The organism is Sphingomonas sp. IC-56 (genome assembly GCF_021043375.1).
Lineage (GTDB): Bacteria > Pseudomonadota > Alphaproteobacteria > Sphingomonadales > Sphingomonadaceae > Sphingomonas.
In genome coordinates, this window is sequence record NZ_JAJNDV010000009.1 from 50,877 (window position 1) to 63,932 (window position 13,056).

Annotated in this window: 12 protein-coding genes; 3 read left to right on the plus strand and 9 right to left on the minus strand. The window is 64.8% G+C overall.

Going from position 1 to position 13,056, the window contains the following annotated elements; translation table 11 throughout:
* Positions 1–2: 2 nt before the first annotated feature.
* The 7 genes from hflX to dusB form a co-directional block, all read right to left on the minus strand.
* Positions 3–1,295 (minus strand): GTPase HflX, encoded by a 1,293-nt coding sequence (gene hflX, locus LQ953_RS12680; protein ID WP_231031271.1) that lies wholly within the window; start codon positions 1,293–1,295, stop codon positions 3–5.
* Positions 1,296–1,303: 8 nt separating this feature from the next.
* Positions 1,304–1,795 carry an RNA chaperone Hfq gene (hfq, locus tag LQ953_RS12685; protein ID WP_231031272.1) on the minus strand — a complete coding sequence of 164 codons (492 nt, stop codon included), beginning with the start codon at positions 1,793–1,795 and terminating at the stop codon, positions 1,304–1,306.
* Between the two features lie 123 nt (positions 1,796–1,918).
* Positions 1,919–3,298, minus strand: a complete 1,380-nt coding sequence (ntrX, locus tag LQ953_RS12690) for a nitrogen assimilation response regulator NtrX (RefSeq protein ID WP_231031273.1) — start codon at positions 3,296–3,298, stop codon at positions 1,919–1,921.
* A complete protein-coding gene (locus LQ953_RS12695) occupies positions 3,295–5,556 on the minus strand; it encodes a sensor histidine kinase NtrY-like (protein WP_231031274.1) in 2,262 nt (753 codons plus the stop codon). The genes ntrX and LQ953_RS12695 overlap by 4 nt, the downstream gene beginning before the upstream one ends.
* Before the next feature lie 60 nt (positions 5,557–5,616).
* Positions 5,617–7,053, minus strand: a complete 1,437-nt coding sequence (gene ntrC, locus LQ953_RS12700; RefSeq protein WP_443026578.1) for a nitrogen regulation protein NR(I) — start codon at positions 7,051–7,053, stop codon at positions 5,617–5,619.
* Complete coding sequence (locus LQ953_RS12705; RefSeq protein WP_231031276.1) at positions 7,053–8,153, minus strand: two-component system sensor histidine kinase NtrB; 1,101 nt, start codon at positions 8,151–8,153, stop codon at positions 7,053–7,055. Before LQ953_RS12705 ends, ntrC begins: the two co-directional genes overlap by 1 nt.
* Positions 8,129–9,127 carry a tRNA dihydrouridine synthase DusB gene (gene dusB, locus LQ953_RS12710; RefSeq protein WP_231031277.1) on the minus strand — a complete coding sequence of 333 codons (999 nt, stop codon included), beginning with the start codon at positions 9,125–9,127 and terminating at the stop codon, positions 8,129–8,131. The genes LQ953_RS12705 and dusB overlap by 25 nt, the downstream gene beginning before the upstream one ends.
* Positions 9,128–9,211: 84 nt before the next feature.
* Here dusB and LQ953_RS12715 point away from each other — a divergent pair, with 84 nt between their 5' ends.
* Together LQ953_RS12715 and LQ953_RS12720 are read left to right on the plus strand one after the other, a co-directional pair.
* Entirely contained in the window at positions 9,212–10,372 is a 1,161-nt protein-coding gene (locus tag LQ953_RS12715) for a bifunctional 2-C-methyl-D-erythritol 4-phosphate cytidylyltransferase/2-C-methyl-D-erythritol 2,4-cyclodiphosphate synthase (protein ID WP_231031278.1), read from the plus strand.
* A gap of 49 nt (positions 10,373–10,421) precedes the next feature.
* Positions 10,422–10,949, plus strand: a complete 528-nt coding sequence (locus LQ953_RS12720) for a CinA family protein (RefSeq protein ID WP_231031279.1) — start codon at positions 10,422–10,424, stop codon at positions 10,947–10,949.
* On the opposite strand, the gene LQ953_RS12725 is transcribed toward LQ953_RS12720, so the two are convergent.
* Together LQ953_RS12725 and lipA are read right to left on the minus strand one after the other, a co-directional pair.
* On the minus strand, positions 10,883–11,371 hold the full coding sequence (locus LQ953_RS12725; RefSeq protein WP_231031280.1) for a type II toxin-antitoxin system RatA family toxin: 489 nt from the start codon (positions 11,369–11,371) through the stop codon (positions 10,883–10,885). The genes LQ953_RS12720 and LQ953_RS12725 overlap by 67 nt on opposite strands.
* Positions 11,364–12,284 (minus strand): lipoyl synthase, encoded by a 921-nt coding sequence (gene lipA / locus LQ953_RS12730; protein WP_184083757.1) that lies wholly within the window; start codon positions 12,282–12,284, stop codon positions 11,364–11,366. Before lipA ends, LQ953_RS12725 begins: the two co-directional genes overlap by 8 nt.
* A 112-nt stretch (positions 12,285–12,396) precedes the next feature.
* Between lipA and LQ953_RS12735 the strand changes: the two genes are divergently transcribed.
* Positions 12,397–13,026, plus strand: coding sequence for a carbonic anhydrase (locus LQ953_RS12735; RefSeq protein ID WP_231031281.1), 630 nt, complete (start codon positions 12,397–12,399; stop codon positions 13,024–13,026).
* Positions 13,027–13,056: the final 30 nt, after the last annotated feature.

The window sequence follows — 13,056 nt, forward strand, 5'->3', positions numbered from 1 at the left end:
GATCAGGCGTGGCGCGTGCCGAACCGCTCGAAATCGCTTGGCGCCATCCGAACTTCGTAGACGACCTGGTCGCCCTCTACCCAGTGATCGCACACATCGCCATGCTGATGCAGCCAGGCCGCCCCTGCCCCATCGGCCGGGTCGAGCGGGATGGTGTAGCGGCGATGCCCTTCGGTCAACCTGCCGGCAATCGTCTGGATCAGCGCGTCCACGCCTTCTCCGGTGACGGCTGAGATCGGCATGACGTTCTCACGCTTTGCCGCGGCTTCCAGCAAGCGCGCGCGCTCTTCCTCGTCCACCAGGTCGAGCTTGTTCCAGGCTTCGAACCGCGGCGTCGCCTCGGCAACGCCCAGCTCGTCCAACACCTTCTCGACGTCTACGCGCTGCGGCTCGGTATCGGGATGCGCGATATCGCGGACATGGATCAGCAGGTCGGCCGAAACCACTTCCTCCAGCGTCGCCTTGAAGGCGGCAACGAGTTGCGTCGGCAGTTCCGACACGAAGCCCACCGTGTCCGACAAGATTGCCTTGTCGATCCCAGGCAAGGCGATCTGCCGCAGCGTCGGGTCCAAGGTGGCGAACAGGAGATTTTCTGCCATCACCCCTGCCCCGGTCAGGCGGTTGAACAGCGTCGACTTGCCGGCATTGGTATAGCCCACCAGTGCGATCACCGGCCAGGGCGCGCGCTGCCGCCGGTCGCGGTGCAGCGTGCGCGTGCGGCTTACCTGATCGAGTTCGCGACGCAGACGCGCCATGCGGTCGCGGATGAGCCGCCGGTCGGCCTCGATTTGGGTTTCACCGGGGCCCCCGAGGAAGCCGAAGCCGCCGCGCTGCCGCTCAAGGTGCGTCCAGCTCCGGACGAGCCGGCCGGCCTGATAGTCCAAGTGCGCGAGTTCGACCTGCAGGCGCCCTTCGGCGGTACGCGCACGCTCGCCAAAGATTTCGAGGATCAGGCCGGTTCGGTCGATGACCTTGCAGCCCATCGCGGTTTCGAGGTTGCGTTGCTGCACCGGCGTCAGGGCAGCGTCGAAGACCGCGAGTTGCAGATCCTTGTCGCGGACCGTCTCGGCCAGCGCTTCGACCTGACCGGACCCGATCAAGGTGCCGGGCTTGGGCTGCCGCAGCTTGATTGCGACCTTTTCCTGGACCTGGACCCCGATCGCAGCGGCGAGGCCGGCAGTCTCCTCAAGACGCCCCTCCGCGTCCCGAGAACTGCCACCCATGTCGGGATAAACCACAATTGCCTGTGCACCCCGGGCGAATTCATCGGGGTCGCGATCAAAACCGGTGCTCATGAAAGGTATCAATCGTCGTCGGAGCCGTTCGTTTCCTCGGCGAGGTTGAGCGGGTGCGCCGGCTGGATCGTCGAGACGGCATGCTTGTAGACGAGCTGCGCCATGCCCTCGCGCTGGAGCAGCATGCAGAACAGGTCGAATGCGGCAATCTGTCCCTGCAGCATCACGCCGTTGACCAGGAACATGGTAACATTTTCCTGCTGCCGCCGGACGGCGTTGAGGAAGATTTCCTGGAGCACGGGGTTCTTGTGCTGATACTCACCAGCCGCTTCGAGCAGCGAGGTCAGGTCCATCGGCCCGGCCGGCATGATCGTGGAGATCGCGTGCTTGTAGATCAGCTGCGACTGGCCATCGCGGCGCAGCAGCACGGAGAAATTGTCGAACCAGGTCACGATGCCCTGGAGCTTCACGCCCTTCACCAGAAACATGGTCACTGGCGTCTTGGAGCGGCGAAGCGAGTTGAGGAAAAGATCCTGGAGCGAGGTTTGCTTCTCGGCCATCAGCTTTGAATCCTTATATTATTGGCGGGATCTGTCCGCTTAGCGCCGTTTCCCGGCGTCAGAGTCCGCACCACCCTGGCGCGTTGTGGCACCGTAGTTTCTTCGCGAGGCTTCGTCCACGCGCTAATCGTCGCGGGTATCGGTGATCCCGAGCAACTTGAGCTTCCGGTGGAGGGCCGAGCGCTCCATGCCGATGAAGCTGGCGGTTCGCGAGATGTTGCCGGAAAAGCGGCGGATCTGGACCCGCAGATATTCGCGCTCGAAACTTTCGCGGGCTTCCTTCAGCGGCGCGCCCATCATGGCACTCGCCCCCATGGCGCTGCCCGCATCGGTCGACGCGCCGAGCACCTCGGGCGGCAAAAGGTCAAGGTCGATGCGGCCGATGCGGTCTCCCGGCGCCAGGATCACGGTGCGTTCGACGATGTTGCGCAGCTGGCGGACATTGCCCGGCCATTCATAGCTTTGCAGCGCGACCATCGCATCGGGCGCGATTTCCGGCGTCGGGACGCGGCGACCATTGGCATAATGCGCAACGAAATGCTCGACGAGCACGGGAATGTCCTCCCGACGCTCGGTCAGCGATGGGATCAGCACCGGCACGACGTTGAGCCTGTAGTAGAGGTCCTCGCGGAAGCGGCCGGCGCTGATTTCGGCCTGAAGATCGCGCGAGGTCGCCGATACCACTCGTACGTCCACCTTGACCGTGCGCGTGCCGCCGATGCGGCTGAAGCTTTGGTCGGTCAGAACACGAAGGATGCGCGCCTGCGTGGCCAGCGGCATGTCGGCGATTTCGTCGAGGAACAAGGTGCCGCCATGCGCCTGTTCGAGCAGGCCGGTGCGGATCAGGTCCCCGCCCTCCTCGACGCCGAACAGGTCTTCCTCGCCGCGTTCCGGCGTCATGCGCGCTGCGCTTACGATGACGAACGGCGCGTTGGTGCGCTGGCTCCATGCGTGGAGCAGGCGCGCTGCGACTTCCTTGCCGACCCCGGGTCCGCCGGTGATCAGCACGCGGCTGCCTGTGGACGCCACGCGCTTGAGCGTCGCCCGAACCGAGTTGATGGCCGCCGACGTTCCGGTCAGGTCATTGTCGCGTCCCACCGAAGCACGCAGTGAAGCGACTTCCTGGCGAAGCCGCTCGGTCTCGGTTGCGCGCTCGACGAGAAGGAGCAGCCGTTCGGCCTCAAAGGGCTTTTCGATGAAGTCGGACGCGCCCCGGCGGATCGCGGCGACCGCCGTGTCGATGTTGCCATGACCCGAGATCACCAGCACCGGGATGGAGGCGTCACGGCGCTTGATCTCGTCAAGGAGTTCCAGGCCGTCCAGGCGGGAGCCCTGAAGCCATACGTCGAGCAGAACGAGGCTCGGCCGGCGTTCAGCGATCGCTTCCAGGGCCGCATCGCTGTCGGCCGCACCGCGCGTGGCATAGCCTTCGTCTTCCAGCACGCCCGCCACCAACTCGCGGATGTCACGTTCATCGTCGACGACGAGAATATCAAGGCTCATGATCTGCGGTTTCCACTGGACGTGAGTGCTGCCTGGCGCGGCTGAGTAGCATCGGCTTCTGGGTCGGCGTTGGCGGCCATGCGGTCGAGCGCGTCGATGTCGAAGCACAAGGTCACTACGGTTCCTCCGCCCGCCCGATCGGCAAAGGCTATGGTGCCGAAATGCTCCTCGACGATCTTGGTGACGATCGCGAGCCCGAGGCCGGTGCCCCGGCTGCGGGTGGTCATGTAGGGCTCGATGATGCGGTCACGGTCCGGCGGCAGGCCGATGCCGTTGTCGGCGATGGTGACCAGCACCTTTGCGCCGCGTTCGGGATGCAGCGTGAGCACGACCTCGCCGGGGTCCGTCATGCCCTTCTCCATCCGCGTGTCGATCGCTTCCACCGCGTTCTTCACGATGTTTGTCAGCGCCTGTCCGATCTGGCGGCGGTCACAGACGATGCTGGGTGAGTCCTCCGGCTCCTCGAGCACGAAGCGGATCGAGGGGTGCGCAACCTCCTGGAGGAACATCGACTGGCGCACGATGTCGAGCAGCGACTCGCGGCGGAATACGGGCTTGGGCATGCGGGCGAAGGACGAGAATTCGTCCACCATGCGCCGGAGATCGCCCACCTGCCGGACAATCGTCTCGGTCAGTTTGGCGAAGGTCGTGTCGGACGCGTCGATCTGTTTGCCATAGCGCCGCTGAAGCCGCTCGGCTGCGAGCTGGATCGGCGTGAGCGGGTTCTTGATTTCATGGGCAATCCGCCGCGCCACGTCCGACCAGGCAGCCCGCCGCTGGTCGACCAGCTGCTGGGTGATGTCGTCGAAGGTCAGCACGCGTCCCTGCTCGTCAGAGGTCACCTTGACCGCCAGCGTGCGTGCGTCCCCGCCGGTGGTGATCTCCACCACTGCCTCGCGCTCCTCACCGTCGAGCAGCGAGTCCAGTTCGGGAACTATGTCGCGCAGCTGCCGGCCGACCAGATCCTCTCGGCCAAGTCCCAGGAGCGAGCGGGCCGACGCGTTCATCAGCCGCACGCCCCGGCTGGCGTCGATCGCGACGACACCCGCGGACACGCCCGAGATCACGGCTTCGATCAGGACACGCCGGCTTTCGGCCTGCGCCGTTGCCGAGACCAGCGCCTGGGTCTGCGCCTGCAAGCGCTCGGTCATGCCGTTGAACGCGCTGCCGAGCGTGGCGATTTCGTCGGCATTCTTCGCAACGGCGACGCGCGCGTCCAGATGCCCTTCCGCGACTCGCCGCGCCGCATCGACCAGTTCGTTGATCGGGCGCACCAGACGGTCTGCCGCAGTGAGCGCAAAGAACACCACCAGCGCGATGATGATCAGCGAAATGACGAACAGGACGAGGTTGAACTGTAGCTGGATGGACCGGGATCGCGACAGCAAGGCGTTATAGTCAGTGAACACCGACTTCACCCGGCCGAGCCGGATCGCCATCTCGTTCGCGTAAGGCTCACGATAGGAATAGAGATAGAGCTCGGTGTCGGGGACCCGGGTCAGCGAATAGGTGAATTTCGGGTTGGTGCCGACGACGCTCAGCTTGCCGTCGTTGATCTTCTTTATGTCCGCAGGACTGACGTCGAGCATCAGATTACGGTCGGAATTGTTGACCAGCGCCTGGGTCTGGATCTCCCCCTTGCTCGACAGGGAAAAGAGCAAGCTGCTCGAGAGGCTGCGCTGGAACACCGTCCACGAGAAGCTCGCCTTGAACTCGGGCGTGTCGATCACATAGCCGGAATTCAGCGCACGATTGACGTCCCGCGCCAGGGCGATGTTCTCATTGTCGACGTACTGAAGCAGCTGCGCATAGGATTCCTCGGCGAGGCCGCGGGAGTTTTCGAGCAGGCCTTGCGCGCGTCCCGAGAACCAGAACTCGGCTCCCGATTGGAACAGGATCGAGGCGACCACCGCCAACAGAACCGTGGGTACCGCCGCCAGAACCGAGAAGATCGCCACCAGCCGCAAGTGAAGCTGAGCGCGCCCGCCTCCTGGCAGCCGCGCGGCTCGCTTCAGTGCGACCCGCCGGCCGATCAGCACGATTAATGAGCCGCACGTAATGAGGTTCGCAACCAGCAACGACGCCACGAGCGGAGGGGTAAGCAGCCGCTGCGGCGTTCCCTGTTTGGCAACGATCAGGTAGGTCGCGCCTGCGATGATCAGTGCAACTGCGAGCACCAGGAGTTCGATGGCTGGCGTAACGCCAAAGCGCCGCTGACGCGGTTCGGTATGGGCGGTCTGCTCGGGAGCCAAATCCATCGTGTTCTGAATACAACGCAACCGTTGCTCAGAAAACACATTATTTCAGTTTAACGATACTCAATTGGCGTCTGGCGGAGAATCGCCGCCCAACCCGATGTGCAGCGTGTCCATGCGCTTGCGCAACGTGTTGCGATTGATGCCAAGCGCCCTCGCCGCGCGAAGCTGGTTTCCACCATGACGCACCAGCATCGCCTCGATCAACGGACGCTCCACTTCGCCAATGACGCGATCATAGAGGGTCCCATCGTCGAGCGCGTCCGGGTTCTCTACCGCAAGCCGGTCCAGCCAAGCGCGGATCGCCGTGTCGATGCCGGCGTCGGTTCCAGCCGCAACCGGCAGGCGAACCAGCCCCAGTGCATCACGAATGGCCTGCCCATCGATCCGGTCATCCCGGGCGAGCGCGGCCACGCGGCGCATGATGTTCTCAAGCTCGCGCACATTGCCGGGCCAGTCGTGCCGCTCCAGGATGGCGACAGCGTCCTGCTCCAAATGCTTGCGGGGCAGACCATCCTGTACGGCCTGATCGAGAAAATGGCGGGCCAGCAGAGGAACGTCCTCTCGCCTCTCCCGCAACGCGGGCAAGGCGATCGGGACGACGTTCAACCTGTAGAAGAGATCTTCGCGGAATTGGCCCGATTGAACGAGTTGCGGCAGTTCCTTGTTGGTGGCTGCGACGATGCGCACGTCGACGCGGATCGTCCTCGAGCCCCCCACGGTGGTGAACTCCCCGGTTTGCAGGACGCGCAGCAGGCGGGTCTGCGCGTCCATGGGCATGTCACCGATCTCGTCGAGGAACAGCGTTCCGCCCGATGCCTGTTCGAACTTGCCCGCGACCCGCGCCTGGGCGCCGGTAAATGCACCACGTTCGTGGCCGAACAGCTCTGCTTCGATCAAGTCACGCGGGATCGCGGCCATGTTCAACGCGATCAAGGGCGCGCGCCGGCGGGGGCCTAGATCATGGATCGCCTTGGCCACCAGCTCCTTGCCCGTGCCCGATTCGCCGCTGATCAACACAGTCAGGTCGTTCGACACCACGCGCGCGATGATACGATACACATCCTGCATTGCCGGAGAGCGTCCGATCAGCGGACCTGCGGCGGCCTCGCTCGACGCGAACTCTTCAGTGCCACTCCGCCGCTTCGCCAACGCCGCGCGAACAGTCTGGCTCAACACGTTCAAATCAAATGGTTTGGGCAGATAATCAAAGGCGCCGACTTCAGTGGCGCGAACAGCGGTTGCCAGGGTATTCTGCGCCGACAGGACGATGACGGGCAATTCAGGGCGTCCGGCGAGCACCGCGCCAAGCGCTTCCAGCCCGTTGCCGTCCGGCAGCACGACGTCGGTGACGAGCACATCGGGCGTCTCGGCGTTCAGCCGGTCGTGCAGTTCGGCCAGGCTCTGCGCCAACACGACGCGGTGGCCGTCCCGTTTCAGCGCGGCCGCTACAACCGTCCGGACGGCGGCGTCATCATCGACGACCAGAACCGTCGCCATCATGCTGCCCGCGGCAGCAGCAGGCGGAACACCGTCATCGCGGGTTCCCGCTCGCTGGAATATTGCACGATACCCCCCATGTCCCGGGCCAGCTTGTCGACCAGGGGGAGCCCCAGCCCTTTGCCTTCCGGCTTGCTCGTCACGAACGGCTCAAACAGATGATCGATGATATCCTCCGGGGCGCCGGGGCCATTGTCCATCACCAGCAACTCGATGGGAAGCGGCTGGCGCGGACGTCCTGCGCCATTGCTCACCGACATGCCGTGGCGATAGGCGGTAGCAAGGATGATGCGCGGTTCGTCCACGCCCGCAAGCGCTTCGGAGGCGTTCTTCATCAGGTTCAGCAACACCTGAAGCAGCGCATCAGGATCGACCATCGCGGAAGGGAGCGACGGGTCGAAGCGTTCTTCAATTAATATGTCACGGGCGAAGCCCGCGGTCGCCACTCGCCGGGCATGATCCAGCAAGGGATAGATGTTGGTTGGCGCCAGCGCCAGGGGACGCGTGTCGGTGAAATCCTGCATGCGGTCGATCAGCGCGGCGATGCGGTCCACCTCGGTCGTGATCAGCGCGGTGAGCCCCGCATCCTCCTCCCCGGATTGGAGCAACTGCGCCGCTCCGCGGATGCCAGACAACGGGTTCTTGATCTCGTGCCCCAGCATGGCCGCGGCCCCGATCGCCGCCCGCGCGCCGGCCGCTCGATCCGCCCCCTGCGTCATGCGTCGCGACTGGGCCGCATGGTGCAGCGTCACGATCCGCCAGCCGCCATGCTCGCTTAGCGGCGCTTCCAGCCAATCGACGCGTACGCGCACGCCGCGGTTCGTTTCTACTTCAACGTCGAAGACAGCGAAGCCGTGGCCATCCTTGCGTTCGCTATAATCGTCAGGAGGCAGCAGCACGGCGGCGTAAGGCTGCCCTACCATGGCGGTTTCGCTTTGGTTCAGCAGCAACTCGCAGGCGGCATTGGCATGCGCAATCCGCCCTTCGGCATCCAGCACCAGTACCGCGACGGGGAGCGCCGCGAACAGGTCGGCATAGCTTGGTTCCGCAACAGCGGGAGGCGCAGGCGCGTGGCTCAAGCTGCTGCGAGGGCGCGCCATGGCGCGTAGAACTCGTCCAACATCTCCAGCACGCGCTTGGGATCGGACACCTGATTCACCTTGTTCCGGAACTCCGCCGAGCCGTGGATGCCTTTAGTGTACCAGCCGATATGCTTGCGCATCATGTTCACGCCGACTTCGTCGCCATAGTGCGCGAGCGTGTCGACATAATGCTCAACGATGACGCGGTACTGCTCTTCCAGGCTGGGCTCTGCCCGTTCGCCCTTGCCTGTAAGACCGTCCATGACTTGGCGCAGGACCCATGGCTTGCCATAGGCTCCTCGGCCGATCATCACCCCGTCGGCGCCCGATTGGCGGAGCGCCTCGCGGGCATCCTCAAGCGTGAGGATGTCGCCGTTGGCGATCACCGGAAGCGTCACCGCCTCCTTGACTTTGCGGATGAAAGCCCAGTCGGCCGAGCCCTTGTACATCTGGTTGCGCGTGCGCCCGTGGATGGTGATCAGCTGCGCACCCAGATCTTGCGCGATGCGGGCAAGCTCGGGCGCGTTGAGGCTGTCATGGTCCCAGCCCATCCGCATTTTGACTGTGACCGGAACCTTCACTGCCTTCACGCACGCCTCGATCAGCGCGCCGGCGAGCTTCAGGTCGCGCATCAATGCCGAGCCGGCCTCGCCGTTGGTCACCTTGCGCACCGGGCAGCCCATGTTGATGTCGATGATCGCCGCGCCGCGATCCTCGTTCAGCCTGGCGGCTTCGCCCATCTCATAGGGCGTGCAGCCGACCAGCTGCATCGACACGGGTTCCTCGATCGGGTCCCATGCCGCCTTCTGAATCGACTGCCGGGTCTCGCGGATCGCCGCCTGGCTGGCGATCATCTCGGTGACGTTCAAGCCGGAGCCATAGCGGCGCACCGCGCGGCGGAACGGCAAGTCCGTCACGCCGGTCATCGGCGCCAGCAGCACGGGCGCTTCGATCCGCACGGGACCGATCTGGATGGGGGCAAGTTCGCGCATCATCTGCCTGAAAACTAAGCACTGGCCGCTACGCGGACAAGGCGCGATTGGCAAGCGCCGCGTCCCGGGCTAGGCGGCGGCGCCATGGGGCATCCACATACCGTCGCGCTGATCGTCGCCGCTGGGCAAGGCACTCGCACCAGGGCTGCGTTGCCCAAGCAGTTCGCGTTGCTGGGTGGCAGGGCGGTTCTTGCGCATAGCTATGATGCGCTTGCTTCCCATCCGCAGATCGACCGGGTCGTGGTGGTGATCGGTGCGGGGCAGCAGGACTTGCTTGGCTCGGCATTGGGCGATGTCGAGTTCGTTGTGGGTGGCGCTACGCGGCGGGAGTCGGTTCTTCGGGGATTGAAATATCTGGAGAATGACGGAGTTTCGCGGGTTCTGGTGCATGATGCTGCGCGGCCTTTGCTGCCGCATTCGGTCGTGGATCGGTTGCTGGTTGCGCTGGAAAGCGATGTGGCTGCGCTGCCGGTTTTGGGGGTGGTGGACACTATCTTGTCCACGCGGAAAACACTGGCTGGGGAGGTGGTGCCTCGGGAAACGCTGGCGCGGGTGCAGACGCCGCAGGCCTTTGCTTTCACTACGTTATTAGCGGCGCACAAGGCGTGGCCGGCCGACCGTGAGGCGACGGACGACGCACAGATGGTTCGGGCCATGGGCGGCGAGGTTCGTCTGGTTCAAGGAGATCCGATGCTGGAAAAGATCACGGTTGCCAATGACTTCGCGGCAGCGGAGCAGCGGCTGGGCGGCGCGATGCAGGTCCGCAGCGCGCAAGGGTTCGACGTCCATCGCTTCGAAACGGGTCAGGAATTGTGGCTTGGCGGCATCCTGATCCCGCATGACAAGGGCCTTTCGGGGCATAGCGACGCCGATGTGGCGCTTCATGCGATCACCGACGCGCTGCTCGGCACGATCGCCGCGGGCGATATCGGCATGCATTTTCCGCCCAGCGATCCGAAGTGGCGCGGTGCCGCCTCGGCCCAGTTCCTGCGCCACGCGCTGAGCCTGCTTACCGAGCAGGGCGGCGTGCTCGACTTCGTCGACGTGACGGTGATGTGCGAGGCGCCGAAAATCGGGCCGCATCGCGACGCGATCCGCGCCAGCATTGCCGAGATCCTTGCGCTCCCCATCGCCTGCGTCAGCGTCAAGGCCACCACCACTGAGCGGCTGGGCTTCACCGGCCGCGGCGAAGGCATGGCCGCGCAGGCGATCGCGACCGTGCGCGTGCCGGTCAGCTGGCGGTAACCACCATGACTCGCCTCCCGCCGCGTAAGGTGGCAGAGGCGAGCGCCTGATGGACACGATTCTTCCCGCCGAACTCGTCGAATCCGCCCGCAAGGTGCTGGAGGCCAACCGCGCGCTGGGCCGCAAGATTGCGGTGGCGGAAAGCTGCACCGGCGGGTTGGTGTCGGCCGCGCTGACCGAACTGCCCGGATCTTCCGACGTATTCGAAGTCGGCTTCGTAACCTATTCCAACGAAGCCAAGACCGAGGCGCTGAAGGTCAGCACCGACGTGCTGGAAACCTTTGGCGCCGTCTCCATCGCGGTCGCCTGGAGCATGGCGCAGGGTGCGCTCAAGCGCTCCAACGCGGATGTCGCGGTGGCGATCACCGGGATCGCCGGCCCTGATGGCGGATCGGAAAAGAAGCCAGTGGGTACCGTGGTGTTCGCGCAGGCCGAACGCGGCGCCGACCCGCAGCATATCGTCGCCGACGCCCGCCATTTCGAGAATAGCGGGCGTGGCGGCATCCGCCTTCAGGCGGCGCTGTGTGCGCTGGAACTGCTGATGCCGGGAGCGCCAGGCGCCGACGCGTCGCCATAGAGGCGCGCGGCGCGTTCCTCGAACGCGTTGATCATTTTCCGCAGGGCACGGTCGAACACCTGGCCGGCGAGCATTTCGAACACGCGGCTCTTGAAAGCAAAGTCGACGCAGAAATCGACATGGCACCCGCCCTGCCCGTCCGACCGAAATTTCCAGTCGTTGTTCAGGTACTTTAGCGGCCCTTCGAGATAGTCGACGCGGATGTGGTCCGGACGCTGCTTCTCGACCTTGGACGTGAAGCTTTCGCGCAGCCCCTTGAACCCGACGATCAGGTCGGCGACCATCTGCGTGTCGCTGTTGGAGCGCACGCGTACCGCCGACACCCAGGGCAGGAACTCGCCATAGCGGCCGACATCCGCGACCAGATCGAACATCTGCTGCGGCGTGTAAGGCAGCGAGCGGGTTTCGGAATGCTTAGGCACGTGCGAGCTTGGCCTCTCGCGCGGCGCGCATCTTCGCGAAATCGTCGCCGGCATGGTAGCTCGAACGCGTCAGCGGGCTCGACGCGACCAGCAGGAAGCCCTTTGCCCGGGCGATCGCGCCATAGGAATTGAATGCCTGCGGCGTCACGAAGTCGATCACCTTGGCATGCTTGGGCGTGGGCTGAAGATACTGGCCCATGGTCAGGAAATCGATGTCGGCGCTGCGCATGTCGTCCATGACCTGGTGCACTTCCAGCCGCTCTTCGCCGAGACCGAGCATGATACCCGACTTGGTGAAGATCGACGGATCGAGCTTCTTCACCGTCTCCAGCAGGCGGATCGAGGCGTAATAGCGCGCACCCGGGCGGATCGTGGGGTAGAGGCGCGGGACGGTTTCGAGATTGTGGTTGTACACGTCGGGCCGCGCGGCGACGATCATCTCGACCGCCTGCTCATGCTTGTTGCGGAAGTCCGGCGTCAGGATCTCGATGGTGGTTACGGGATTGGATTTGCGGATCGCCTCGATCACCTTGACGAACTGCTTGGCGCCGCCGTCCGGCAGATCGTCGCGGTCGACCGAGGTGATGACGATGTGCTCCAGGCCCATCTGCGCGGCGGCATCCGCCACGTTGTTGGGCTCCATCGGATCGACGGCGCGCGGCATGCCGGTCTTGACGTTGCAGAAGGCGCAGGCGCGGGTGCAGGTGTCGCCCAGGATCATCACGGTGGCGTGCTTTTTCGACCAGCATTCCCCGATATTGGGGCACGCCGCCTCTTCGCAGACCGTCGTCAAACTCTTCGAGCGCATCAGCGCGCGGGTCTGGGCGAAGCCGGCGGAGGTCGGCGCCTTGACGCGGATCCAGTCCGGCTTGCGGACACGCTCGGGACGGGGAAGCGGCGACATCTCGTTCATGGAGGCGCAAATAGCGATCCGCCCGCCCGGGCACAACCAAGCGCTGTGCATCCTTGATTGCAGTGCACCGAAGTGGGTTCGCAAGCGTTTGGCGAGCCATTATGGAGGCACCATGACCTATTACACCGACCTGCTCGACGGCTATCAGCGCTTCCGCACCAGCGATTATCGGCGCCAGCGCGAGCGTTGGGCCGAATTATCGCAGGGGCAGGACCCCAAGGTGATGGTGATCGCCTGTTCCGACAGCCGAGTCGATCCGGCGCAGATCTTCGACACGCTGCCCGGCGAGATCTTCGTGGTGCGCAACGTCGCCAACCTGGTGCCGCCATTCGAAACCGGCGGCGGGCGCCACGGTGTGTCGGCCGCGCTCGAGTTCGCCGTGACGCAGCTGGAAGTGCCCGAGATCGTGGTGATGGGGCATGGCGCGTGCGGCGGCGTGCATGCCGCGCTGACCAAGCGCTTCGCCGATGCCGAGCCCGGTGCCGGTGGGTTCATCGCGCACTGGGTCGACATGCTGGACGAGGCGCGCGACCGGATCGTGGCGGAGCATGGCGAGGGACCTGAAGCAGTGCGGGCGCTGGAGCTGGAGACAGTGCGCGTGTCGATCGCCAATCTGCGCACCTTCCCCTGGGTTGCGGAGCGCGAGGCGGCCGGCAAGCTGACCATCCACGGCGCCTATTTCGCAATCGCCGACGGGGTGCTGCACGTGCTGGGCGAGGATGGCCGTTTCAACCCGGCCTAGCGCCTTCCCTCCCGCCCGCTTTGCGCCCAG